The organism is Rhodoferax sp. (assembly GCF_025354435.1).
Classification (GTDB): Bacteria; Pseudomonadota; Gammaproteobacteria; order Burkholderiales; family Burkholderiaceae_C; genus Rhodoferax_B.
This window is the reverse complement of record NZ_JANXMU010000039.1, coordinates 16,455-39,395: the sequence shown is the minus strand read 5'-3', so window position 1 is coordinate 39,395 and position 22,941 is coordinate 16,455. Positions and strand designations below refer to the sequence as shown.

Annotated in this window: 22 protein-coding genes; 10 read left to right on the top strand and 12 right to left on the bottom strand. The window is 64.6% G+C overall.

Going from position 1 to position 22,941, the window contains the following annotated elements:
- Positions 1 to 42 precede the first annotated feature (42 nt).
- The 4 genes from Q0T48_RS10410 to Q0T48_RS10395 all read right to left on the bottom strand — a co-directional run bounded on the left by Q0T48_RS10410 (position 43) and on the right by Q0T48_RS10395 (position 4,251).
- Positions 43 to 2,424 (bottom strand): EAL domain-containing protein, encoded by a 2,382-nt coding sequence (locus Q0T48_RS10410; RefSeq protein WP_295955985.1) that lies wholly within the window; start codon positions 2,422 to 2,424, stop codon positions 43 to 45.
- Entirely contained in the window at positions 2,421 to 3,023 is a 603-nt protein-coding gene (locus Q0T48_RS10405) for a methylamine utilization protein (RefSeq protein ID WP_295955983.1), read from the bottom strand. Before Q0T48_RS10405 ends, Q0T48_RS10410 begins: the two co-directional genes overlap by 4 nt.
- Positions 3,024 to 3,107: 84 nt before the next feature.
- The gene (locus tag Q0T48_RS10400; RefSeq protein WP_295955981.1) at positions 3,108 to 3,605 is read right to left on the bottom strand and encodes a GNAT family N-acetyltransferase; all 498 of its coding nucleotides are present in this window, start codon (positions 3,603 to 3,605) and stop codon (positions 3,108 to 3,110) included.
- A 142-nt stretch (positions 3,606 to 3,747) separates the two neighbouring features.
- Positions 3,748 to 4,251: a TlpA disulfide reductase family protein gene (locus Q0T48_RS10395; RefSeq protein ID WP_295955979.1), complete on the bottom strand. Its 504-nt coding sequence runs from the start codon at positions 4,249 to 4,251 to the stop codon at positions 3,748 to 3,750.
- 14 nt (positions 4,252 to 4,265) lie between these two features.
- Between Q0T48_RS10395 and Q0T48_RS10390 the strand changes: the two genes are divergently transcribed.
- The 5 genes from Q0T48_RS10390 to ptsP all read left to right on the top strand — a co-directional run bounded on the left by Q0T48_RS10390 (position 4,266) and on the right by ptsP (position 8,146).
- Positions 4,266 to 4,970 (top strand): DUF4197 domain-containing protein, encoded by a 705-nt coding sequence (locus tag Q0T48_RS10390; RefSeq protein ID WP_295955977.1) that lies wholly within the window; start codon positions 4,266 to 4,268, stop codon positions 4,968 to 4,970.
- Positions 4,971 to 4,972: 2 nt separating this feature from the next.
- Positions 4,973 to 5,485 (top strand): hypothetical protein, encoded by a 513-nt coding sequence (locus tag Q0T48_RS10385; protein WP_295956034.1) that lies wholly within the window; start codon positions 4,973 to 4,975, stop codon positions 5,483 to 5,485.
- Between the two features lie 28 nt (positions 5,486 to 5,513).
- Entirely contained in the window at positions 5,514 to 5,957 is a 444-nt protein-coding gene (locus tag Q0T48_RS10380; RefSeq protein WP_295955975.1) for a PTS fructose transporter subunit IIA, read from the top strand.
- Positions 5,926 to 6,195 (top strand): HPr family phosphocarrier protein, encoded by a 270-nt coding sequence (locus Q0T48_RS10375; protein ID WP_295955973.1) that lies wholly within the window; start codon positions 5,926 to 5,928, stop codon positions 6,193 to 6,195. The genes Q0T48_RS10380 and Q0T48_RS10375 overlap by 32 nt, the downstream gene beginning before the upstream one ends.
- 124 nt (positions 6,196 to 6,319) lie before the next feature.
- A complete protein-coding gene (ptsP, locus tag Q0T48_RS10370; protein ID WP_295955971.1) occupies positions 6,320 to 8,146 on the top strand; it encodes a phosphoenolpyruvate--protein phosphotransferase in 1,827 nt (608 codons plus the stop codon).
- Positions 8,147 to 8,252: 106 nt separating this feature from the next.
- Here the strand turns inward: ptsP and Q0T48_RS10365 are convergent, their stop codons facing one another.
- The 7 genes from Q0T48_RS10365 to lipA all read right to left on the bottom strand — a co-directional run bounded on the left by Q0T48_RS10365 (position 8,253) and on the right by lipA (position 15,044).
- Positions 8,253 to 8,483, bottom strand: coding sequence for a hypothetical protein (locus Q0T48_RS10365; RefSeq protein ID WP_295955969.1), 231 nt, complete (start codon positions 8,481 to 8,483; stop codon positions 8,253 to 8,255).
- A gap of 11 nt (positions 8,484 to 8,494) precedes the next feature.
- Positions 8,495 to 8,836, bottom strand: coding sequence for an HPF/RaiA family ribosome-associated protein (locus Q0T48_RS10360; RefSeq protein ID WP_295955967.1), 342 nt, complete (start codon positions 8,834 to 8,836; stop codon positions 8,495 to 8,497).
- A 229-nt stretch (positions 8,837 to 9,065) separates the two neighbouring features.
- On the bottom strand, positions 9,066 to 9,191 hold the full coding sequence (locus Q0T48_RS10355) for a hypothetical protein (protein ID WP_295955965.1): 126 nt from the start codon (positions 9,189 to 9,191) through the stop codon (positions 9,066 to 9,068).
- A 117-nt stretch (positions 9,192 to 9,308) separates the two neighbouring features.
- Positions 9,309 to 9,602, bottom strand: coding sequence for a DUF4148 domain-containing protein (locus Q0T48_RS10350; protein WP_295955963.1), 294 nt, complete (start codon positions 9,600 to 9,602; stop codon positions 9,309 to 9,311).
- Positions 9,603 to 9,868: 266 nt separating this feature from the next.
- Complete coding sequence (locus Q0T48_RS10345) at positions 9,869 to 10,495, bottom strand: CDP-alcohol phosphatidyltransferase family protein (RefSeq protein ID WP_295955962.1); 627 nt, start codon at positions 10,493 to 10,495, stop codon at positions 9,869 to 9,871.
- Between the two features lie 130 nt (positions 10,496 to 10,625).
- Positions 10,626 to 14,045, bottom strand: a complete 3,420-nt coding sequence (locus tag Q0T48_RS10340) for a DEAD/DEAH box helicase (RefSeq protein ID WP_295955959.1) — start codon at positions 14,043 to 14,045, stop codon at positions 10,626 to 10,628.
- Positions 14,046 to 15,044, bottom strand: coding sequence for a lipoyl synthase (lipA, locus tag Q0T48_RS10335; protein WP_295955958.1), 999 nt, complete (start codon positions 15,042 to 15,044; stop codon positions 14,046 to 14,048).
- A gap of 247 nt (positions 15,045 to 15,291) precedes the next feature.
- Here lipA and phaP point away from each other — a divergent pair, with 247 nt between their 5' ends.
- The 4 genes from phaP to Q0T48_RS10315 all read left to right on the top strand — a co-directional run bounded on the left by phaP (position 15,292) and on the right by Q0T48_RS10315 (position 21,078).
- Positions 15,292 to 15,804, top strand: a complete 513-nt coding sequence (gene phaP, locus Q0T48_RS10330) for a TIGR01841 family phasin (RefSeq protein ID WP_295955956.1) — start codon at positions 15,292 to 15,294, stop codon at positions 15,802 to 15,804.
- A gap of 103 nt (positions 15,805 to 15,907) precedes the next feature.
- A complete protein-coding gene (locus Q0T48_RS10325; protein WP_295955954.1) occupies positions 15,908 to 16,447 on the top strand; it encodes a DUF2760 domain-containing protein in 540 nt (179 codons plus the stop codon).
- 5 nt (positions 16,448 to 16,452) lie between these two features.
- Positions 16,453 to 18,288 (top strand): Hsp70 family protein, encoded by a 1,836-nt coding sequence (locus tag Q0T48_RS10320; protein ID WP_295955950.1) that lies wholly within the window; start codon positions 16,453 to 16,455, stop codon positions 18,286 to 18,288.
- A gap of 78 nt (positions 18,289 to 18,366) precedes the next feature.
- Positions 18,367 to 21,078 (top strand): Hsp70 family protein, encoded by a 2,712-nt coding sequence (locus tag Q0T48_RS10315; protein ID WP_295955949.1) that lies wholly within the window; start codon positions 18,367 to 18,369, stop codon positions 21,076 to 21,078.
- A 69-nt stretch (positions 21,079 to 21,147) separates the two neighbouring features.
- Here the strand turns inward: Q0T48_RS10315 and chvE are convergent, their stop codons facing one another.
- Positions 21,148 to 22,233 carry a multiple monosaccharide ABC transporter substrate-binding protein gene (gene chvE, locus Q0T48_RS10310; protein WP_295955947.1) on the bottom strand — a complete coding sequence of 362 codons (1,086 nt, stop codon included), beginning with the start codon at positions 22,231 to 22,233 and terminating at the stop codon, positions 21,148 to 21,150.
- Between the two features lie 86 nt (positions 22,234 to 22,319).
- Between chvE and Q0T48_RS10305 the strand changes: the two genes are divergently transcribed.
- Positions 22,320 to 22,901 (top strand): 3'-5' exonuclease, encoded by a 582-nt coding sequence (locus Q0T48_RS10305; protein ID WP_295955944.1) that lies wholly within the window; start codon positions 22,320 to 22,322, stop codon positions 22,899 to 22,901.
- Positions 22,902 to 22,941: the final 40 nt, after the last annotated feature.

Here is a 22,941-nt window from a genome sequence, read left to right as displayed (position 1 = left end):
GAGTTGCGCGCGGCGGGCTGCTGCGCTTTGGGGGATTTTGCGTTACGTGGAGGCATCAGCGCGCTCGGCCCAGCGTTCGCGCCAAGCCTTGAAGGCATCGACCGGCAGCGGTTTGCTCATGTAGTAGCCCTGGGCCTCGTCGCATTTTTGCTCGCGCAGCAGGTGCCAGATCTCGATGTTTTCCACGCCCTCGGCCACCACGCTCAGGCCCATGTTGTGGGCCAGGTCGATGGTGGAACGGACGATCTTGGCATCGTCCGGGTCGCGTTCCATGCCCATCACAAAGGATTTGTCGATTTTGAGTTCGTCCACCGGCAGGCGCTTGAGGTAGGCCAGGGACGAGTAGCCGGTGCCAAAGTCGTCAATGCTGAGCTTGAAGCCGCGTTCGGACAGGCGTGTGAGCGTGCCTTCGGCGCGCAGCGGGTCGTCCATGATGGCGCTCTCGGTGATCTCCAGGCAGAAGCCTTCGGGGGCCACCTGGTGCTTGGCCAGCAGCACGTCCAGCCGGGATGGAAAGTCCAGGTCCAGCAGATCGCGGGTGGACAGGTTGACGGAGATGCGCAGGGCTTGGTCGGGCAGTTGCAGCCCGGCCCACTGGCGCGCGGCCTCGTCGAACATCCACAGGGTGAGCTGGCGCACAAAGCCGGTTTGCTCGGCAAATGGAATGAAGGCATCGGGCGGCACCAAGCCGCGCACCGGGTGCTGCCAGCGCACCAGAGCCTCGGCGGCGATGACTTTGCCGCTGTCCAGGGCGATCTTGGGCTGCAGAAACAGCCGCAGTTCGTTGTGCTCTACCGCGTGGCGCAGCTCGGACAGCAGGGACAGGGTTTGCTTGCTGGACGAGTCGAGCGCCGGGTCGTAGAGCTGGAGCACGGTGGTTTTGCGCTTGGCCACGTACATGGCGACCTCGGCGCGGCCCAGCAGGGTGTCGGTATCCAACGCGTGCTGCGGCCAGCAGGCAATGCCCATGCTGGCGCTCAGGTCCACGGTCTGGTCGTCAAAGCTCAGCGGGGCCTCGAACGCGTGGGCGATGCGCGCGGCCATGGCCATGGCGGCATCGGCATCGGCGTGGGGCAGCAGGATCGAGAATTCGTCGCTACCCAGCCGGGCCACCAGCGCTCCGCCTTCCATGCGCGCATGCAGGCGCTCGGCCACGGCGATCAGCAGGCGGTCGCCCAGCGCGTAGCCGAGGATGTCGTTGACGTGTTTGAAGCGGTCCAGGTTGAGGGTGATGACGGCCAGCGGGCTTTGCAGCTTGTCGCCCTGGGCGTCGCGGTTGGCGATGGCATCTTTGACATCGTTGCGAAAGCCTACGCGGTTGCGCAGCCGGGTCAGCCGGTCCCAGTAGGCTTGCTTCTGGATTTCGTCTTGCTTCTGGGAAATGTTTTTGCGCATGCGGTCAAACGCATTGGCCAGGTCGCCGATCTCGTCGCGCCGTGCGGTGTGCTGGATGGGCTGGTCGTACTGGCCTTTGCCCAGGCGTTCGGCGTTCTGCACCAGCGAGCGCAGCGGGGTGGTCACGCGCAAGGCTGTCCAGGCGCTGCCCAGGCCAAACAGCAGCAGGCCCAGTACGGTGATGACCAGCAGCACCAGTTGTACCTGCTGAAAAGGGGCCAGCACTTCGCTGAGTGAGCGCAGCAGCACGGTCTGCACACTGCCCGCCACCGCATGCAGGTTGAGGGTGCGGGTGACCAGGGTGTCGCCATCGTCGTCTAGCTCGGCCACCATGCCCCCCGCCGTTTGCAGAGCCGCCAACGCCGCCTTGGGCAAGGTGGATAGGCTGATCTGTACCGGCTGGCCCGGGGCCTGGGTGACCAGGGCCACGTGCAGGCCGGACAGGGCCAGCATGTCGTCGGCCAGCTGCTGGTCGATGGGAAAGCCCATCAGCACCCAGCCGATGACCAGCGGCGCGCGCAGCGGCACCATCACAAACTGGTAGGGCGTGTGGCCTACCAGCGCCACCGTGCCACCGAGTTCGTTGCGCGACAGCGGGATGGCGATTTGCGGCAGCACCTCGGCCACCGCCTGGGCTTCGGGGGTGTCGTTGCTGGCGCGCAGCTGTAGCTGCGGGTCGAGCAGGGCGGTGACGGTGGCTCCGATGCGGTCGCCCTGGTTTTCCAGCGCCGAGCTGATGGTTTCGACATCGTCCGAGGTGACGGCGGCGCGAAAGCCGAAGTCGCCCGACAGCAGGGCCGTGCCCTGGCGGAGTTTTTCGGCGTTTTGGTCTAGCAGGCGGCGCCAGACGCGGTCGCCCAGGGCCAGTTCGGTGGCGATCTGGGTACGGGCGTTGCGTTCAATGCTGGCGCGCACCACCAGGAAACCGGCGGTTTGCACCAGCATCAGCAGCACCAGCGAGAGCACTACGATGCGGGTAGACAGCCGCCAGCCGCCCATGTCCAGGCGCTGGATCACCCGGGAAATCATGGAGCCAGTCCGGCCATCCGCACCGCCACCGTGGCTCCGGTGGCGGGCACGTTCAGCGCCTGGTCCAGCGCGAGCGTGCCCACGGGCAGGTGGGTGTGCCAGGTGCGCAGGCGGTAGTTGCCAGGGGGCAGGTTGTCCAGGCTGACTTTGCCGTCGGGGCCGCTGCGGCCAAAGTAGGGCGTGGGCACGACGATGATCCAGGCGACCATGTTGTCGTGGATGTTGCAGCCCAGTACAGCGATGCCGGGTTTGTCGAACACCACGGGGGCGGCGGTGGTACCGGCGTAGAGCTTGAGTTCGAACTTCTTGGTGTCCGAGAACGAATACACCTGGTGGCGCACCGTGTCGTGGTTGGGGAACTGCACTGCCGTGCCCACGGTGACCACGCGCACCTGCGGATCAAATTGTTTGTTGGCCTGGGCCACTTCAGCCCCGATCAGCGGTTTGACCGCTGCCTGCGCATCCTTCGACTCCAAATACACCACCGCATCGGGCAGGGCTTTGCCTGCGCCATCTTGCATCTGGACTTGCACCGTCGCCGCCAGCACAGGGGCTGCCGCAGCACAGAGTAGGGTGGTCAGGCAGAAGGAATGGCGCATGGGCGGGAGGGGCTAAACAGCCGAGTGTGGGCTGATATTAAACCGCGCCGTCTGCCGAACGGGCGGGTACGGGCTTTAAGGCGATCAAATATCCGCCTTCAGGTAGTGCGCACCTGCGATGGGGCTGTGGTAATAGGGCGGCACCTCGGCAAAGCCCAGGTCTTCGTAGAGCGCGCGGGCGGCCTCCATCTCGACCAGGGTGTCGAGCAGCACGCAGTCGTAGCCGCTGGCGCGGGCGGCATCCAGGGCGGCTTCGACCAGTTGGCGGCCCAGGCCAAAGCCGCGAAAGGCTTTGCGCACGTACAGGCGCTTCATTTCGCTGGCGTTGGCGTAGTCCACGTTGTCCAGCGGGCGCAGGGCGCAGCAACCGGCCAGCGCGCCGTCTACCAGTGCCAGCAGCAGCGTGCCGCGTGGGGCGGCGTAGTCGCCAGGCAGGGTGGCCAGCTCGGTGTCAAACGATTGGAAGCACAGGTCCACGTCCAACTGGTCGGCGTATTCCTGAAAAATGGCGCGGGTGGCATCGAGCTCTTCAGGCTGGGTGGGCGTAAGCAATACGACGGATGCGATCTCTGGGGTGTTCAAGGCGGTGCGGGGGCGGGCTGCGACGCAAACAGTTTAGGCCAGTCGCGTGCTGCCGGGGGCAGAATTTGGAGCTACTACAGTTTTAGTAGCTGCTAGCGTAGGTGGGGTATGCGTTAGCGGCCTATTTCTTATAAAAACAGGGTTAGGCTTCTTTGAGCAGCTTTTCGATCAGCTTGTGCAGTTCGGGAAAGTCGGGCTCGCCGACAAAGCGCTTGACGATCTCGCCACGCTTGTTGACCAGGAAGGTGGTGGGTGTCAGCTGCACCTGGCCCCAGGCGTTGGCGGCGGCACCTGTGTTGTCGATGGCCACGTCAAACGGCAGCTTGCGGGTTTCGGCGTAGTTGATGACGTAGCTGGGCGGGTCGTAAGACATGGCCACGGCCAGCGTGTCGAAGCCCTGGGCGTGGTACTTGTCGTAGGTGGCAATCACTTTTGGCATTTCGCCTACGCAGGTGACGCAGCTGGTGGCCCAGAAGTTGACCAGCGTGACCCGGCCTTTGAGGTCGGCGGTGGTTTTCTGGCTGCCATCCAGTAACACATACGTGGCCATGGGGGCCGCATTGCTGCTGCTGGCGGTCAGATAATAGGCCCCCGAGCCCAAGGCCAGCAGGGCTGCTACGCTGGCGGCTACCAATGTTTTTTTCATACCAAGGGGTTCCTATGCATCGTCGCCATTTTAATTCTGCCGGGCTGTCTGCGCTGGGCGTGTTGTTGATGTCCACCGCCGCCCAGGTCCACGCCCTGTCGCTGGCCGACTTGACCGACAAAGAAGCCAACCAGGGCCTGAAAGCCGCACTGGAAAAAGCCGCTGTGGCCGCCGTCGGCCTGTTGGGCCAGACAGATGGATTCCTGGGCAACGAAAAAGTTCGCATTCCTTTGCCCGGCTACCTGGATTCTGCGGCCAAGATGCTGAAAAACCTGGGCCAGGGCAAGCGCGTGGACGAGCTGGTCACCAGCATGAACCGCGCCGCCGAAGCCGCCGTGCCGCTGGCCAAAGACGCACTGGTGGGCGCCGTGAAGAGCATGAACTTCACCGATGCCAAAAACATCCTCAGCGGCGGCGACAACGCCATGACCACCTTTTTTGCCGACAAAACCCGGGAGCCGCTGTTCACCAAGTTCCTGCCCGTGGTCACCAAATCTACCGAAAAGGTGGGCGCTGCCGAAAAATACAACCAGTTCGCCAGCAAGGCCGCCAGCTTCGGGCTGGTGAAAAAAGAAGACGCGTCCATCCAGGATTACATCACCCGCAAAGCCCTGGACGGCCTGTACACCATGATCGGCGAGCAGGAAAAATCCATCCGCCAGGACCCGGTGGGCACCGGCAGCGCGGTGTTGAAGAAAGTGTTTGGCGCCACATTTTGAGCATGTGGCGACTGGCGTTACTGGCCTTGTTGGCGCTGGCTGCCTGCAGCCCGGCACTCAACTGGCGCAGCGTGCGTTCCGACGCGCATGCGCTGCAGATGCTGCTGCCCTGCAAGCCCGACCACGCCAGTCGCGATGTGCCCATGGCGGGCACCACCGTGGCGCTGGACATGCAGGGCTGCGATGCCGCCGGAGCCACCTTTGCCGTGTCCCATGTGCACCTGGCCGATGCCCGGCAAGCCAGCGCTGTGCTGGCGGGCTGGCAGGCGGCCACGCTGGCCAACCTGCACGCGGCCAGTCCGCAGCAGCAGCCCTTTGAGCTGCCTGGTGGCCAGTTTGGCCTGCGCTGGGCCGTGGCGGGCCAGCGTGGCGACGGCCATCCGGTCAGCGCCCAAGCCGTGTGGTTTGCCCGTATCCAAGCCGATGGCGTAGACCTGTTTAATGCCGTGGTGTACGCCGATAAAACCGATACCGCCGTGGCCGACACTTTCTTTACCGGTCTGAAATTCGAGTGAACGTCCCCTCGCCCATAATTGAGCCCGCATGAACAGCATCCTCATCATTGCCCACGCCCCGCTGGCCCACGCCCTGCGCGAATGCGCGCTGCACGTGTTTCCCGACTGCGCCAACGGCGTGGTGGCGCTGGATGTGCAACCCCATACACCGCCCGAAGAAACCTTTGCCATGGCCCGTATCGCCATGGACCAGCAGGGCTCCGGGCAATTTTTGGTGCTGAGCGATGTGTTCGGTGCCACGCCCTGCAATGTGGCGCAAAAGCTGGTCGATGGGGTCAAATCCAAGCTCATCACCGGTGTCAATTTGCCCATGCTGCTGCGCACTGTCAGCTACCGCCATGAATCGCTGGAGGCCCTGGTGGCCCGCGCGCTGATTGGCGGCACGCAGGGCATCATGCAAGTCGCCATCACCGCACCCCAGAACCAAGCCCGCAAGAAGCATGATCCAAATATCCACGACCATCAACAATAAATTGGGCCTGCACGCCCGCGCCTCCGCCAAGCTCACCAAGCTGGCGGGCAGCTACCCCTGCGAGGTCTGGATCGCCCGCGGCGAGCGCCGCGTCAACGCCAAAAGCATCATGGGCGTGATGATGTTGGCCGCCGGTATCGGCAGCACCGTGGTGCTCGACACCGATGGCCCCAAAGAGCAGGAAGCCATGGACGCACTGCTGGCATTGATAGCCGACAAGTTCGGCGAAGGCCAATAGATATGGCTCACCCCCAGGCTTGTTCGCTGCGCGTAACCGCCAACCCCCTTGCAGGGGGCAATGCTGGTCGCCCGGCAGAGCCGGTTCGACGGCATTCGCTTGTGAATACGGGAGCCGTGGTGCCATGACTTTCTCCATCCACGGGTTACCGGTCGCCCGCGGCATTGCCATCGGGCGTGCGGTGCTGGTCGGCTCCAGCCGTGTAGAGGTAGCGCATTACTTCATCAAGCCCGAGCAGATCCCGGCCGAGATCGACCGCGTGCGCGTGGGCCGCAACGCTGTGGTGGACGAGCTGCAGCGCCTGCAGCACGCCATGCCCAAGGACGCACCGCCCGAGCTGACGGCCCTGCTCGACGTGCACCTGATGCTGCTGGAAGACGAGACCTTGACCACCGGTGTCAAGCACTGGATCACCGACCGCCTGTACAACGCCGAATGGGCGCTGACCACCCAGCTGGAGATCATCGCCCGCCAGTTCGACGAGATGGAGGACGAGTACCTGCGCGAGCGCAAGGCCGACCTGGAGCAGGTGGTTGATCGCATCCTGCGCTACATGAAGGGCGTGGTCTCGCCCATCGCTTTGCCGCCACCGGTGCGGCGCAAGGGTGGTTCGCACCAGATGTCGCCCGATGAGAGCCTGACCGTGCCGTTGGTGCTGATTGCCCACGACCTGTCACCCGCCGACATGCTGCAGTTCAAGCAAAGCGTGTTCGCCGGGTTTGTGACCGACGTGGGCGGCAAAACCTCGCACACCGCCATCGTCGCCCGCAGCCTGGACATCCCCGCTGTGGTGGGGGCGCGCAGCGCCAGCCAACTGGTGCGGCAGGACGATTGGGTCATCATCGACGGCGATGCCGGGGTGGTGGTGGTCGATCCCTCACCCATCATCCTGGCCGAATACGGTTTCAAGCAGCGCCAGGGCGAGCTGGAGCGCGAGCGCCTGACCCGCCTGCGCCACACCCCGGCCATCACCCTGGACGGCCATAAGGTCGAGCTGCTGGCGAATATCGAAATGCCCGAAGACGCGGTGAGTGCAGTGACCGCCGGGGCGGTGGGCGTGGGCCTGTTCCGCAGCGAATTCCTGTTCATGGGCCGCAAAGGCAGCCTGCCGAACGAAGAAGAGCAGTACCAGGCCTACCGCAGCGCGGTCGAGGGCATGCAGGGTATGCCGGTGACCATCCGCACGGTAGATATCGGGGCCGATAAGCCGCTGGACAAGGGCCACAAGGAAGACACCCACCTCAACCCGGCGCTGGGCCTGCGCGCCATCCGCTGGAGCCTGGCCGACCCGGCCATGTTTTTGACCCAGTTGCGGGCTATTCTGCGGGCGGCGGTGCATGGCCAGGTGAATCTGCTGGTCCCCATGCTGGCCCACGGCAGCGAAATCCGCCAGACCCTGGCGTTGCTGGACTTTGCCCGCGCCGAGCTGGACAACCGCGGCGTGGTCTATGGCCCGCTCAAGCTGGGCGCGATGATCGAGATCCCGGCTGCCGCGTTGACGCTGCCGCTGTTCCTCAAATATTTTGACTTTTTGTCGGTCGGCACCAACGACCTGATCCAGTACACCCTGGCCATCGACCGCGCCGACGAATCGGTGGCCCACCTGTACGACCCGCTGCACCCCGCCGTGCTGCGCCTGTTGGCCGATACCATCCGCGCCTGCCAGGCCCAGGGCAAGGGCGTCAGCGTGTGCGGCGAAATGGCCGGGGATATCACCATGACCCGGCTACTGCTGGGTCTGGGGCTGCGCAGCTTCTCGATGCATCCAGCGCAGATTTTGGCCGTCAAACAAGAGGTGTTGCGTGCCGATACCGCCCGATTGGGCCCTTGGGCGCAGCGCGTGCTGGAGTCCGAAGACCCGGTCCAGGCCATGGCCGAGCCCCTTACCGCCCGCCCCGACGGCACACCCTGCCGGGTGGATTCCGGCCTGGGGCCCTTGTCTAAGTATTAAGGGCCTAATCGGCCTATGGCGTATATTTTGTATGCGTTAGTAGCTATTATTTTAATAGCTACTAACGCTGCCGTTTCACCGCATCTTGCGGCGTGTCTGGCGTGGTTCACACCTGTTTTTGCGCTTTGGATGCGGTCCGCAGCAGTGCGTAACTGCAGGCGGCGGCCAGCAGCACGCCGATGACCGGAACCTTGAAGCCGATACCGGCAATAGCCGCCAGCAGCAAGGCCATGCCCAGCCAGACATAGCGGCTGCGGTTTGATGCTGGCGGGGGCAGCGCTTGCGCGCGCAGGGCGAGTGCGGTGCCCGGACGGACCGGGCGGTGGGTTTGTTCCATTGTGTATTTCCTTAGATGTCTGCGGGGGTGGCCCGGACGCGGGGCCGAACCTGTGTGCGTTGGCGCTGTACCAGTTGGCGCAATATCCGTCCAGCCCTGCCCAGGGCCTGGTCGACCGCCAAACGCCAGTTGCGGGCGGTGGAGGTCACCACCACCGTGCCGGCCGTTTCGGTTTGTAGCGCCAGCTGGCAGCGTTTATCAACACCGCCGCGGGGGCCGTTGACATCTGACAGCTGTACCTTTACGCGTGGCACCAGGCCTTCCAGCCGCCGCGTTACAAAGCGCACCCGGCGCTCGACGCGTTCGCGGAATTCAGTGCCTTCGGGATCTCGGGATTGAAACAGTACTTGCATGCCATATCTCCTGGGGTTGCTAGAAGCCCAACGGTACGCTGCATAACACTTCTGAAAAAGCAGATATTTGCGAAGTATGGATTCGGATAAGCAAGCCACTTGACGGCGCTCGCTCTGGTGGAGCGCAATGGCTCGGCGCTCTATAAAAATAGGCGTAAAAAAAGCTGCTAGCGCTTACAGAATAAGCGGTAGCAGCTCTCTTTTATAGAGCGGTTTACGGGTATGCAACTCAGACTCGCGTCTGCCCATACGCCGCTTGCCCGGACAAGCCGGTTTCATCCACCGCATAAGCGCTGATCGCCACGGCAGATGCCAGTGCCAACAGGGCGGCGGCGGTAAATTTGAGGGTGTTCATGGTGTATCTCCGGTGGGCCAGAGCTACCAGGCAGTGGCCTTGTCGCTATGCGACCCGGGGGGGTTAAATCGCATCGCACTCAAGGCACTGTCTGGCGAGCCGCTGGCTCGAGGGGGCTTAGCCGTGTGTTTGCACAATTTGACCGGCCTTGCGGGCAGCCACGTATTCGGCCAGCACTTCGGCGCGGGTCTTGGTGCTGATGGACACAATCTTGGGGTACTGCGCGTCGTTGAGCAGGTTCAGGCTGCCGTTCTGGCGGGCCTGTACCAGTTCGGTTTTGACTTCGGCACGGGTTTTAGCGCTGGTCGTCACCAACTCGGGGTAGTTCTTGTTGGTTTCGGCAAAGGCGCTGGTGGCGGCTACAGAAGCCAAAGCGATCAAAGCGGTAGCGGCGAATTTAGATGCAGTCATGGTCATTTCTTTCAGGTGGTTGGTTCAAAGACGGCAGCCTTGTGGTCTGCAGCCATGGCCGACTTTTTGGAGCTCTTCGGTGAAGAGCTGGTTTGCCGGATCCATGGGTTGAACTTTAGGCCTGTTGACCCGGTATCAGGGTTAACCCGTTTGATGGCATCGTTCTATTAAATTCAACGATAGGCGATTGATCGCACTAAAAATGTGGGAATTTTGGGCTGAAAATGCATGTTTCTCAGAATTGGCGCTAGACCGACCAGTCGGTTTTACGGTTTGGGAATGCGGATGCGGCTGATCATCAGCGAGCCCGACAGCGCAAACAGCAGCACCAGCGGATGCAGCGTGAAGCCGCCCAGCACCATGGAGCCGCCCCACAGTTCGTGCCGTACATTGCCGGTCCAGGCGGCCATGCCCAGCATGAACACCAGCACGATGGAGGTAGGGATCGGCGTGCCCTCAAAGTATTTCACCTTGTCGGAGCCCTGCGACAGCGTTTCGGCCGTCACGTTGTAGCGCGCCAGCCGCGACACCCCGCAGGCCACAAAAAACGCCAGCACGATGCGGTCATACAGCCCCTGCATGCCGCAGCCGTAGGCCATGATGGCCGGGGCCACGCCGAACGAGATCACATCCGCTAGCGAATCCAGCTCGCGCCCCAGGATCGAGGTCTTTTGCCGCCAGCGGGCAATCTTGCCGTCGAACACATCGAACACAAAGGCCGCTAGCACCAGCCAGCAGGCAAAGTAGATGTGCCGCACATCGCCCACTTCCAGAAAGGTCATGGTTGAAAACAGCGCCCCCACACCGCACACCGCGTTGGCCAGTGTGAACCAGTCGGCCAGGTGGAACTCGCGGATCATGGAGAAGGGTTTTTGGGGGCTATGGGGGGGCATGGGTGCAATTCCTCTGCGTCAGTGGATCAACGGGACAAGGATAGCGGCTGCGACGGCGGTCTCGCGGGCATCCGGTCAGAATTTATGAAAAAAGTGCCTCTAGCGTAGATGCTGTCTATGCAGGCAGCTACTATTTTGATAGTGGTTTGAGTAGTTCCTGCAAATCCGTTTCCGAGAACAGCGGCTCCGAGCGTCCTTGCGCACCGCTGTACATGCTCTCGGCCAGCGCGGCCTTGCGCTCTTGCAGGGCCAGGATGCGCTCTTCGATGGTGCCCTGCGCCACCAGCTTCACTACCCACACGCTTTGCGTCTGGCCGATGCGGTGGGCGCGGTCGGTGGCCTGGGTTTCGACCGCCGGGTTCCACCACGGGTCGTAATGGATGACGGTGTCGGCCTGCGGCAGGTTCAGACCCACGCCACCGGCCTTCAGGCTGATCAGGAACAAGGGCACGGCACCGCTAGTGAACTGGTCGATGAGCTGGTCGCGCTTTTGCGACTGGCCGGTGAGTTTGACCCAGGGGATACCGCGGGCTTTCAGCTCCACCTCGATGCGCGCCAGCATGCTGGTGAACTGCGAAAACAGCAGCACCTTGCGGCCCTCGGCCAGCATCTCGGGCAGGATCTCCATCAGCTGGTCGAGCTTGGCCGAGCGGGTGACCTTTTTGGCCGACTCCAGCTTTAGCAGACCCGGATCGCAGCAGACCTGGCGCAGCTTGAGCAGCGCGTCCAGGATGGTGATGTGCGACTTGGCCAGGCCCTTGCTGTCCAGCGCCTCGCGTACGGCTTTTTCGGTGGTCAGGCGGATGGCCTCGTACAGGTCGGCCTGCGGGCCTTCCAGCTCGACACGCATCACGGTTTCTACCTTGGGCGGCAGCTCGTGCGCCACCAGGGCCTTGGTACGGCGCAGCATGAAGGGCGTGATGCGGCTGCGCAACTGGGCTAGACGCTCGATGTCGCCGCGCTTCTCGATGGGGGTGCGGAACAGGCTGCCAAACTTGGCCTGGCTGCCCAGAAAGCCGGGCATCAAAAAGTGGAACAGGCTCCAGATCTCGCCCAGGTGGTTTTCCATCGGCGTGCCGCTCAGGGCCAGGCGGTGCTGGGTTTGCAGCTCGGCCACCACCTGCGCGGCCTGGGTGCTGGCGTTCTTGATGTTTTGCGCCTCGTCCAGCACCACGATGTGCCAGGGCGCTTGCAGCCAGCCTTCGCGGTCCCGCTGCAGCAGGGAATACGGGGCGATGACCACGTCGTGTTCGTGTGTGGTGTCGGCCACTTCGTGGCGGTCCTGGCCGTGCAGTACCAGGGTCCGCAGGCCGGGGCAGAAGCGCTGGGCCTCGCGCTGCCAGTTGCCCATCAGGCTGACCGGCGCAATGATGAGCGCCGGGTTGGTCAGGCGGCCTGCGTCTTTTTCTACCTGAATATGAGCCAGGGTCTGCAGGGTTTTGCCCAGGCCCATGTCGTCGGCCAGGATGCCGTTCAGGCCCGCGCGGCGCAGGAACTGCAGCCAGTTCAGGCCTTGCTGCTGGTAGGGGCGCAGGCTGGCGTGCACGCCCTCGGGCAGCGGCACCTCGGGCAGAGCGCTGCGGCCCGCGAGTTGGGTCACCAGTTCTTGCAGGGCGCTGGCCCCGGTCCATACCGCGCCTTCGCCCAGGGCGGCCCCGGCGCGCAGGGCTTCCATGCGGCTCAGGCGCAGGCTGTCGCCCTCCAGGTCGTGCTGGCGGTCGCCCACCAGCTCCAGCAGCGCGGCCAGCCAGGGGCGCAGCGGCTCGGTGGGCACGCGGATGAAGCTGTCGTCGGGCTTGCGCATGTAGACAAACGGCGGCAGCACGCGTTCGCCGGTGGCCTCGTCTGCCGGGGTGCTGGCCAACTGGTTCAGCAGGCTGGGCAGCCAGGGCAGGATATTGTGGCGCTCGCCGTTGATTTCCATGCCCAGGGACAGGTCGAACCAGGGCGATGCGTCCGGGTCGTTGGCGTTCTGCGCCTGCATCTGCACGTCGAGTGCATCGGCGCGCTGCAGCCAGTCAGTCAGTGCGTCGTCGCGGGTGACGGTAAAGCCGTCGGCGCGGAAGGCGGCAAAGTCGGTATCGGCCCAATCTAGCCAGGTCTGCTGGCTTTGCGGGCCGGGCAGGACGTAACCCGTCTGGGGTGTGCCTTGCAGGCCGTGGGCCAGCAGCTGGGTATCCATGGCTTTTTCGGCCTCGGGGTCGCGGATCAGCAGGGTGCGGGTGCTGCCCTGCTGGACGATCACGCTGGGCTCCACCGGGTCCCAGCTGCCGCGCAGCCCGGCGTAGTCGAACACCAGTTGTGCGCGCAGCAGGCCGACCTCCGCCTCGTCCTTTTTGGCCACTGGCACCAGGTGCAGGTGGCCGGTGGGCACCACGCCTTGCACGGTGGGCAGGGGCTTGAGGGTGGGCGGCATGGCCACAGCGGCCAGGCGGCGGGTCAGCGGCAATTGCAGCGGCTCGATGGCCGATTGCGGCATGGGTGGCGCGTTCAGCAGCAGCGGCAGTTGCTCGGGCGCGATGCCCTGGGTTTGGGCCAGGCCGCACAGGCCCTGGGCGGTGTCCAGGTACAGGGGCGGGTGGTTGGCATAGACCTGGGCGTTCTCGGAGCTGTGGGCCAGGCGGGATTCCAGCGTCCACACAGGTTCGCTGGCCAACGGCTGGGCGGCTTGATGCCAGCTCCAGCCCAGTTCCCGGGGGGCGGCCCAGCGCAGCGGCGCGCCCAAAAAGCCGCCGTCGGCCACGGTGAACAGTCGCCCGGTGTCGGAGGCCATTTGCAGCGCCAGCAGCCCGGCAGCGCCTTCCACCACGGCGCAGTGGGTGAGGGCGTAGGCGTAGTGGTTGGAACCATTGGCCATGCCTTTGAGCATGCGCAGCAGCTCCTGCTCGGCGGGGCTGGCGGCATCGAACAGCGGGTGGCCCGGGTAGGGCGGGGTGAGGATGTTCTTGGGCTTGGCCCACTCGCCGTTTTTCTTCAGGTAGGTTTTTTGCAACTGCAGTTGCAGCAGCTGGGTTTTTTGCTGCGTGGTGCCCGGGCACAGGGTGTAGACGAAGCTCTCGGTCTGGGCGCTGTCGGGTCGGGGGCTGCTGCGCCGGTCCAGCGCGTCAAACTGCGCCAGCCATTGGCGCACCTTGAGGGCGGCGGCATCGCGGGTGCGCTGCTCGGCCAGCAGGCGGGCGGCGGCCAGTTCGGCATCGGTGGGGGGCTTGGGCGGCGTGGCGTTGGCCGTGGCCTGGGTGCGGTAGGCGGCCTTGAGCGACAGGGCCACGGCGTGCTTGCAGTCCACGCCCACCGGGCAGGTGCAGTCAGCATCCCAGTGCGTCAGCATGCCGTGCACGTTGATGTGCAGGCGGATGCTTTGCTTATAAGGCGTGCGTTCGCTGCCCTGCACGCTGCCGGTGAGCTGCCAGCGGCCGTTGTCGATGGCCCGGACTTCGATGTCCAGCACCTTCTGGCCCCGGTACAGGGTCAAGCCCCGTTCCAGGACGGTATCCGAAACGTAGTTGCCGAGATTGCGGGGGTTGAACCAGAGGCCGCCGACCGTCGCCATTTACAGGGTGGGTGCGGCGTTGGCCATCGCGTGTTCGGCCTGCTGGTCGGCGTGGTAGCTGCTGCGCACCATGGCACCCACGGCGGCGTGGCTGAAGCCCATTTCGTAGGCCTTGGTTTCGAACATCTTGAAGGTGTCGGGGTGCACGTAGCGCTTCACCGGCAGGTGGCTGTTGCTGGGCGAAAGGTACTGGCCGATGGTCAGCATATCGATGTTGTGGTCGCGCATGTCCTGCATGATCTGCAGGATTTCTTCGTCCGTCTCGCCCAGGCCGACCATGATGCCGCTCTTGGTGGGCACGTTGGGGTGCAGGGCCTTGAACTTCTTCAGCAGGTTCAGGCTGAACAGGTAATCCGAGCCGGGGCGGGCTTCCTTGTACAGGCGCGGCGCGGTTTCCAGGTTGTGGTTCATCACGTCGGGCGGGACCAGCTTCAAAATTTCCAAAGCGCGGTCATCGCGGCCGCGGAAATCGGGCACCAGCACCTCGATCTGGGTTTGGGGCGAGAGTTCGCGGATATTTTTGATGCATTCCACAAAATGCCCGGCACCGCCGTCGCGCAGGTCGTCGCGGTCCACGCTGGTGATCACCACGTATTTGAGCTTCAGCTTGGCGATGGTTTTGGCCAGGTTCAGCGGCTCGTCTGCGTCCAGCGGGTCGGGGCGGCCATGGCCCACGTCGCAGAACGGGCAGCGGCGGGTGCACTTGTCGCCCATGATCATGAAGGTGGCCGTACCCTTGCCAAAGCATTCGCCGATGTTGGGGCAACTGGCTTCCTCGCATACGGTGTGCAGGTTGTTTTCGCGCAGGATTTGCTTGATTTCGTTAAAGCGGGTGCTGGGCGAACCGGCCTTGACGCGGATCCACTCGGGCTTTTTCAGCATTTCGCCCTGGACCACCTTGACGGGGATGCGCGACAGCTTGGCACCGGCCTTTTGCTTGGCAAGTGGGTTGTACGACTCTACAGATTGCGCGTCGCGGACGACTTCGGTGGTGCTCATGGGCGGTTTCTTTGTCAGGATGGCCGGAGCCTGGATTATCGCCGCAGCCCACCAACGGGCCGCGTGGTCATTACTTACCCCTGCGCCCATAGCCAGAACCCAGCCTTAGGTGTGTGCGCCGTTCAGCGCGCGATTAGAGCTTCCTGTCTTGGAAATGTCGCAGAGTGGGCGTTATAGTTCAGTCCATGTTGCAGTGCAACATAAAACCCTGTACTGATCCTTCACCTTTTTTTATATTGGAAACACCATGCTGAACTTTGAACAAATCACCGCCAACCAAAAATCCGCTGTGGCCAGCCTGTTCGCCATGTCCAACTCCCTGTTCGACAGCGCGCAAGCCCTGGTCAAGCTGAACCTGCAAGCCGCCAAGACCACGCTGCAAGAAACCGAAGAAGCCGTTTTGACCGCTGCTTCGATCAAAGACCCCAAGGAACTGGTTGAGCTGGCCACCAAGGTGGCCAAGGCCACTCCTGAAAAGGCAGCTTCCTACCTGCGCCACGTGCAAGCCATTGCCACCGCCAGCAGCACCGAAGTGCGCACCTATGTGGAAACCGCTACCTCCGGCGCTAAGGCCGAACTGGCTACCTTGGTGGATGCCGCTGTGAAGAACGCACCTGCCGGCAGCGAAAACGCTGTGGCCCTGGTGAAGTCGGCTGTGGCCGCTGCCACCACCGCGTTTGAAACCGCCCAAGCTTCCGCCAAGGAAGCCACCGACAAGGCTGTGGAAGCCGTAGTCGCTCAAATGGAAGCCAAGGCTTAAGCCTGCTTTCTGTGTGCGGCCCTTAAAGGGGTTGCACATCGCGGACAATATCGCCTTACGGCCTGGTTAATCACCGGGCCGTTTGTCTTTGTGGAGAACCAATATGAACAACGCCCCCTCATTTTTCGCCCGTCTGTCGCTCGCTTTTGCAGTTTTGGGCGACAGCACGCTGGCCGCCAAGGTGCAGGATGTACGCAATGGTGTCGAGCCCGCCGCTCCGCCTGCGCCTCCCGCGCCCCCGCCACCCCCCGTCCTGAAAGTCGCGACCCCCGATGCCGCCCTGCAGTTGCTGGGCCTGCTGCAGCGCGAGGCCCGGTTTGTGGACTTCATCCAGGAAGACGTGGCCGCGTACTCGGATGCCGACATCGGCGGTGCTGCCCGCCTGGTGCACACCGGCTGCCGCAAAGTGTTGCAGGAGCACTTCACCCTGGCCCCGGCGCGGCCCGAGGTCGAGGGCAGCCGCATCGTGCTCGAAGCCGGGTTTGATGCTGGCACCGTGCGCTTGACCGGCAACGTGGTCGGCAACGCCCCGTTCCGCGGCACGCTGCGCCACCCCGGCTGGAAGGCCACCGACGTGCGCCTGCCCCGCACCACCGAAGGCCACGACCCGCGCGTCATCGCCGCTGCCGAGGTGGAACTGTGAGCGATATGCCTACCCCCCGTTTTGCCATCGGCATCGACCTGGGCACCACGCACTGCGCGCTGTCGTGGGTCGATCTGGCCAATCCCGAAGCCCCCCCGCAAATCCTGCCCATCGCCCAGCAAAGCGCCCCCGGCGCGGTGCAGGACTACGCGCTGCTGCCATCCTTCATCTACCTACCGCACGCCAGCGAATTTGCCGACGGCGACCTGGCCCTGCCCTGGCACAGCGAAACGCATGCCGTAGTGGGTGAATGGGCCCGCAGCCACGGCGCGCAAACCCCCATCCGCCTGGTCTCCAGCGCCAAAAGCTGGCTCTGCCACGCCGGAGTAGACCGCCGCGCCGCCATCCTGCCGAACGACGCGCCCGAGGAAGTCGCCCGCATCTCCCCGCTGGAGGCCAGCACCCGCTACCTGGCCCACCTGCGCGATGCCTGGAACCACACGCATCCCGACGCGCCGTTTGGTGCGCAGGCGCTGACGGTCACCATCCCCGCGTCCTTCGACCCCGCTGCGCGCGAGCTGACCGCCGAAGCCGCCCAAGCCGCGGGTTACACCGGCGTGACCCTGCTGGAAGAACCCCAGGCCGCCTTGTACAGCTGGATCGCCCAGAGCGGCGGCGGTTGGCGCAAGCAGGTCAAGGTGGGTGACGTGATTTTGGTGGTGGACGTGGGTGGCGGCACCAGCGACTTCTCGCTGATCGCCGTGGTCGAGCAAGACGGCAACCTGCAACTGCACCGCGTGGCCGTGGGTGAGCACATCCTGCTCGGCGGCGACAACATGGATCTGGCCCTGGCCCATGGTGTGGCCCGCCAGTTGGCGGCAGAAGGCAAGGCACTCGACCCATGGCAGATGCGGGCGCTCATCTACGCCTGCCGCCTGGCCAAAGAAAAACTGCTCAGCGATGCAGACGTGCACACCGTGCCGCTGCTCATCCCCAGCCGGGGCGCGCGCCTGATTGGCGGCTCGATCAATGCCGAGCTGAGCCGTGACGCGCTCACCGCCACCATCCTGGAAGGTTTCTTCCCCCAGGTGGAGAGCCACGCCCGCCCCGTCAGCCGCGCCCGCGCGGGTTTGACGCAGCTGGGCCTGCCCTACGCGCAGGACGCCGCCGTCACCCGATACCTGGCCGCCCTCCTGGGCCGCCAGGTCGGTGCCACCGCCGCACTGGAAGGCTTTGCGGCGCAGCAGGACGCGAGCTTCCTGCACCCCACCGCCGTGCTGTTCAACGGCGGCGTGTTCAAGTCCGACCTGCTGGTGCAGCGCACCCTGGCCACGCTCAACGGCTGGCTGCAGGCCGAGGGCGCACCGGAGGCCCGCCTGCTCGACGGCGCGGACCTGGACTTCGCCGTGGCCCGGGGTGCCGCCTACTACGGCACCGTGCGCGGCGGCCAGGGCATCCGCATCCGTGGCGGCACGGCCATGGCCTACTACGTGGGCGTGGAATCCGCCATGCCCGCCGTGCCGGGGCTGGAGCCGCCGGTGCATGCCCTGTGCGTGGCCCCGTTCGGCATGGAAGAGGGCACCGAAGCCGCTCTGCCACCCCAAGAGTTCGGTTTGGTCGTAGGCGAAGCCGTGCGCTTTCGCTTCTTTGGCTCCAGCGTGCGCCGCGACGACACGGTGGGCCAGATGCTGGACTTCTGGACCCCCGACGAGCTGCAAGAGCTGGCCGAGATCGAAGCCACCTTGCCCGCCGAGGGCCGCGCCGTGGGCGAGGTCGTGCCGGTGAAGTTGCATGCCCGGGTGTCGGAAATCGGCACACTGGAGCTGCTGGCCGTGCCCCGCAGCGGCGGCGAAGGCTGGAAGGTGGAATTCGAGGTGCGTTCGGATTCCGAGCTGGCGTGAACGCTCCTCGTCTGGCGGTAGGGCTTGTTTTATATATAAAAACAGCCTCTACCGTATATTCCACCTTCATGAGTAGCTATGGTTAAAGTAGCAAAGGCATTCGCGCCGTTCAGCGTCGGTATCGACCTTGGCACCACCCATACCGTAGTGGCCTATGCCGCGCGCGGGGCAGCCAAGATCCAGATCTTCGCCATTCCCCAGCTCGTGGCGGCGGGCGAGGTGGCCGCGCTGCCTTTGCTGCCCTCGGTGCGCTTCCACCCCGCGCCCGGTACGCTGCTGGCGGCCGATGTGCAATTGCCGTGGCCATCCGCAGAATCTGCCGTGCTGGGCCGTTTCGCTCTGGAGCTGGGCGCGCAAGTGCCGGGCCGCCTGGTGGCCAGCGCCAAAAGCTGGTTGTCGCACACGGCGGTGGACCGCACCGCGCCCATCCTGCCTTGGGGCGCACCCGACGAGATACCCAAAGTCTCGCCCCTGGCCGCCAGCGCCAGCACCCTGGCCCACGTGCGCGCCGCCTGGAACGCCCAGCACCCGCAAGCCCCGCTGGAACAGCAGGACATCGTGCTCACTGTGCCCGCGTCCTTCGACGAAGGCGCGCGCGCTCTCACGCTGCAAGCCGCCCAACTGGCGGGTTTGCCCAAGGTGCGCTTGATCGAGGAACCCCAGGCCGCGTTTTACGACTGGGTCTACAGCCACCGCAGCACCCTGACCGACGATCTGCACGCCACCCGCCGTGTGCTGGTGGTGGACGTGGGCGGTGGTACCACCGACCTGACGCTGATCGACGTGAATGTGGTGGACGGCGAACCCAAGCTGACCCGCACCGGCGTGGGCGACCACCTAGTGCTGGGTGGCGACAACATGGACCTGGCGCTGGCCCACCTGGTCGAATCCCGCCTGGGCGGCACCGAGCGCCTGTCTGCCGCGCAACTGGCCCAGCTCACCCAGCGTTGCCGCACCGCCAAAGAACTGCTGTGGAGCCCCGGCGCGCCGGAATCCACCACCGTCACCCTGCTGGTTAGCGGAAGAAAATTGGTCGGTAGCGCCCGTTCCGCAAGCTTATCGTGCTCTGATTTAGATAGCATTCTGGTTGAAGGCTTCTTCCCTTCTGTTGCCGCCGATGCCCAGCCCCAGCGTGCCCGCAGCGGCCTGGTGGCTTTTGGCCTGCCCTACGCCAGCGATGCCGCCATTACCCGCCACGTCGCCGCCTTTTTGCAGCGCCACCCTGGCGCGCTGCCGGATGCATTGCTGCTCAACGGCGGGGTGTTCCATGCTGAATCTCTGGTTCAGCGCCTGCACCACACCCTCAACAGCTGGGCGACCACGCCGCTGCAACTACTGCATAACCCGCACCTGGATGCCGCCGTGGCGCGCGGTGCCGTGGCCTACGCGCTGGCCCGGGCGGGCAAGGCCCCGCGCATCGGCGGTGGCTCGGCGCGCAGCTATTTCCTCGTGCTGGACGACGGCATCACCAGCCAGCGCGGTATCTGTGTGCTGCCCTTTGGGTCGGAAGAGGGGAAAGCCTGCACCCTGGCCGACCGCACCTTCGCCCTGCGCTTGGCCCGCCCGGTGCGCTTCTACCTGGCCAGCAGCGTCACCGACACCCGCTCCCAGCCGGGCGCGCTGGTCGATCTGTCCACCGGTGGCTTCGTGCGCCTGCCGCCCATCGCCACGGTGGTGCGGAGCGACAGTAGCGCCCGCGAAGTCTTGGTGCAGCTCAGTACCGCGCTCACCGAGGTCGGCACGCTGGAGATGCATTGCATCGCCGTGGACGACCCCGCGCAGCGCTGGCAACTCGAATTCCAGTTGCGTGGGGATGCCCCTGTGGTGCTGGAGGCCGCGCCGCACCCGCGTCTGGCCGATGCCAGCAGTTCAATAGCCCGCGTCTTCGGCGATCGCAGCCAGGGCGTGGAGGCCAAGGAAGTCAAACAGCTCCGCACCACCCTGGAGCGCCTGCTGGGTAGCCGCGAGGGCTGGGACACGCCGCTCTTGCGCACCCTGTTCGCCCAATTGCTCGATAGCGCCAAACGCCGCCGCCGCACCGTCCAGCACGAGCGCCAATGGTTCAACCTGACCGGCTACGCCCTGCGCCCCGGCTTCGGCCACCCGCTGGACGACTGGCGGGTGCAGCAGATGTGGGAGCTGTTCGCGCCCGGCATCGCCCACAGCCATGAGCCGCAGCAGTGGTCCGAATGGTGGACGCTGTGGCGGCGCATCGCCGGGGGGCTGACGGCCGAGCAGCAAGACATGGTGTTTGAGGCCATCGCTTTTTACCTGCAACCCGTGGGCGGGCCGGACGTGCCCGCACCCGACGGCCCCCGCATGCAGGGCCTGGACGACATGCTGCGCATGGCCGCGTCGTTCGAGCGCCTGTCGGTCGCCAACAAGGTGCAGCTTGGCACCTGGCTGCTACAGCGCCTGCAAAACCCCGGCGAGAACCCGCAAACCTGGTGGGCTCTGGGCCGCATCGGTGCCCGCCAGCCGCTGTACGCCAGCCTGCACCACGTGGTGCCGCCCGAAGTGGCCGCCGTTTGGCTCAAGGCCCTGCTGGCCGCCGACTGGTCCCAGGCCGAACCGGCAGCATTCGCTGCCACCCAGATCGCCCGCGCCACCGGCGACCGCGCCCGCGACATCCCCGAGGCCCTGCGCCAGCAGGTGCTGGAGCGCCTCACCGCCGCCCGCGCGGCCCCTGGCTGGATCGCGATGGTGCGCGAGGTGACCGCGCTGGACGCGGCGGACACCAAGCGAGTGTTTGGCGAGTCGCTGCCGGTGGGTTTGAAGTTGGTGGATTGAGGGTGCTATTATTTAAATAGCTGCTGATGCAGGTGAGGTATGCGCTAGGAGTCTCAATGGCTTCAGCCCCTAGCGAAACTGCTCCGCCTTGTAAAACCCGCTGTCCACCAGCGTGGCGCGCCAGTTCTTCACATCCACCAGCACCGGTTTCAGCAGAAACGCGGGCACCACTTTTTCGCCGTTGTTGTAGGTCTTTTCGTCGTTGGTGGTGGGTTTTTTGCCGTTCAGCAGGGCATCGACCATGGTGGCGGTAACCTGGGCTAGGTCGCGGTTGTCTTTGAACACGGTGGAGGTTTGCTCGCCGCGGACGATGGAGCGCACCGAGGGCAGTTCTGCATCTTGCCCGGTGACGATGGGCAAAGGCTGGCCGCCCTGGCCACTCTGGCTATATCCGGCTTTCTTCAGTGCCTCGATCAGGTCCATGCTGATGCCGTCGTAGGGCGACAGCACGGCATCCAGGTGCTGTTTGGCGTAGTACTTGTCCAGGATGCCCGCCAGCCGCGCGCGGGCAACCGAGCCGCTCCAGCGCAGGGTGGAGACCTTGTCCATGCCGATCTGGCCCGAGCCGACCACCAACTGGCCTTTGTCGAGGTAGGGCTTGAGGACAGACATGGCACCGTTGTAGAAGAAGTGCGCGTTGTTGTCGTCGGGCGAGCCCGCAAACAGCTCTATGCGCAACGGCCCTTTGCCCGCCGCCAGGCCGAGGCGGTTGGCGATGTCGCTGCCCTGCAGCACGCCGACCTGGAAGTTGTCGAAAGTGGTGTAGTAGTCCACGTGGGGGCTGCCGCGGATCAGCCGGTCGTAGGCGATGACCTTGACGCCCTTGTCGGCGGCGGCTTTGAGCACCGGGGCCAGCTGGGTGCCGTCGATCGCGCTGATGACCAGCACGGTGGCACCCTGGGCCAGCATGGCTTCGATCTGCGTGGTCTGGGTGGGGATGTCGTCGTTGGCGTACTGCAAAATGGCGCGGTAGCCCAGTTTGTCCAGCGACCGGGTCATGGCCAGGCCTTCGATCACCCAGCGCAGCGAGGTGATGGTGGGCAGGGAGATGCCGATCACCCCTTTTTCGTTTTTGTTGCCTGCCTGGGACCAGGCTGTCAGCGCAAATAGGCTGCCGACCAAGCCACCCACTAGCCGTCTGCGGTCGGATTGCATGTTGTTGTCCCCAATTGTGTTTTTTTGTTACGGCATCGTAGCAGACCGATTCCCTTGCCCTTCACCCGTATTGCGCCCTCCAAAAAATGAAAAACACCGCCCCCACCAAAGCCCAAACTGCCCTGCTGCCGCCCATGCAGGGCCTGGCGCTGGACCGCATCTTTGTACCCGCCACGTCGGCCGAATTTGCGGCCGCTACGGCCGAGATACTGGCGGCGGGGGCGGTGGGTTTTGATACCGAGGCCAAGCCTACGTTTGCGCCCGGCGAGGTCAGTGACGGGCCGCACGTGGTGCAATTCGCGCTGCCCAACAAGGCCTATTTGTTCCAGATGCACCGGCCCGATTGCCGCCCCTGCCTGCTGGAGATTTTGCAGTCCGACGCGGTGCGCAAGGTGGGCTTTGGGCTGGAGCAGGACCGGGGGCAGATCCACGCCAAGTTCGGGGTCACGATGCGGGCCGTGCTGGACCTGAATGCTATTTTCCGCGAGGACGGCTATGGCACCTCGATGGGCGTGCGTGCCGCCGTGGGCGTGGTGCTGCGCCAGCGCTTCCACAAATCCAAAAAAACCACCACCTCCAACTGGGCCGTGGCCCAACTCACGCCCACGCAGATGCTCTACGCCGCCAACGACGCTTATGCGGCGCTGAAGGTGTTCCAGGCGCTGTAGCCATATGGCGCGACCTTTTCACCAGAGATACCACGGAACC

Coding starts and splice junctions, on each gene's coding strand:
- Q0T48_RS10390 (WP_295955977.1), top strand. CDS start 4,266: ATGCATCGTCGCCATTTTAATTCTGCCGGGCTGTCTGCGCTGGGCGTG.
- Q0T48_RS10320 (WP_295955950.1), top strand. CDS start 16,453: ATGCCTACCCCCCGTTTTGCCATCGGCATCGACCTGGGCACCACGCAC.
- Q0T48_RS10305 (WP_295955944.1), top strand. CDS start 22,320: ATGAAAAACACCGCCCCCACCAAAGCCCAAACTGCCCTGCTGCCGCCC.
- chvE (WP_295955947.1), bottom strand. CDS start 22,233: ATGCAATCCGACCGCAGACGGCTAGTGGGTGGCTTGGTCGGCAGCCTA.
- Q0T48_RS10345 (WP_295955962.1), bottom strand. CDS start 10,495: ATGCCCCCCCATAGCCCCCAAAAACCCTTCTCCATGATCCGCGAGTTC.
- Q0T48_RS10380 (WP_295955975.1), top strand. CDS start 5,514: ATGAACAGCATCCTCATCATTGCCCACGCCCCGCTGGCCCACGCCCTG.
- Q0T48_RS10365 (WP_295955969.1), bottom strand. CDS start 8,483: ATGGAACAAACCCACCGCCCGGTCCGTCCGGGCACCGCACTCGCCCTG.
- Q0T48_RS10385 (WP_295956034.1), top strand. CDS start 4,973: ATGTGGCGACTGGCGTTACTGGCCTTGTTGGCGCTGGCTGCCTGCAGC.
- ptsP (WP_295955971.1), top strand. CDS start 6,320: ATGACTTTCTCCATCCACGGGTTACCGGTCGCCCGCGGCATTGCCATC.
- phaP (WP_295955956.1), top strand. CDS start 15,292: ATGCTGAACTTTGAACAAATCACCGCCAACCAAAAATCCGCTGTGGCC.
- lipA (WP_295955958.1), bottom strand. CDS start 15,044: ATGAGCACCACCGAAGTCGTCCGCGACGCGCAATCTGTAGAGTCGTAC.
- Q0T48_RS10350 (WP_295955963.1), bottom strand. CDS start 9,602: ATGACTGCATCTAAATTCGCCGCTACCGCTTTGATCGCTTTGGCTTCT.
- Q0T48_RS10355 (WP_295955965.1), bottom strand. CDS start 9,191: ATGAACACCCTCAAATTTACCGCCGCCGCCCTGTTGGCACTGGCATCT.
- Q0T48_RS10405 (WP_295955983.1), bottom strand. CDS start 3,023: ATGCGCCATTCCTTCTGCCTGACCACCCTACTCTGTGCTGCGGCAGCC.
- Q0T48_RS10360 (WP_295955967.1), bottom strand. CDS start 8,836: ATGCAAGTACTGTTTCAATCCCGAGATCCCGAAGGCACTGAATTCCGC.
- Q0T48_RS10395 (WP_295955979.1), bottom strand. CDS start 4,251: ATGAAAAAAACATTGGTAGCCGCCAGCGTAGCAGCCCTGCTGGCCTTG.
- Q0T48_RS10340 (WP_295955959.1), bottom strand. CDS start 14,045: ATGGCGACGGTCGGCGGCCTCTGGTTCAACCCCCGCAATCTCGGCAAC.
- Q0T48_RS10315 (WP_295955949.1), top strand. CDS start 18,367: ATGGTTAAAGTAGCAAAGGCATTCGCGCCGTTCAGCGTCGGTATCGAC.
- Q0T48_RS10410 (WP_295955985.1), bottom strand. CDS start 2,424: ATGATTTCCCGGGTGATCCAGCGCCTGGACATGGGCGGCTGGCGGCTG.
- Q0T48_RS10325 (WP_295955954.1), top strand. CDS start 15,908: ATGAACAACGCCCCCTCATTTTTCGCCCGTCTGTCGCTCGCTTTTGCA.
- Q0T48_RS10375 (WP_295955973.1), top strand. CDS start 5,926: ATGATCCAAATATCCACGACCATCAACAATAAATTGGGCCTGCACGCC.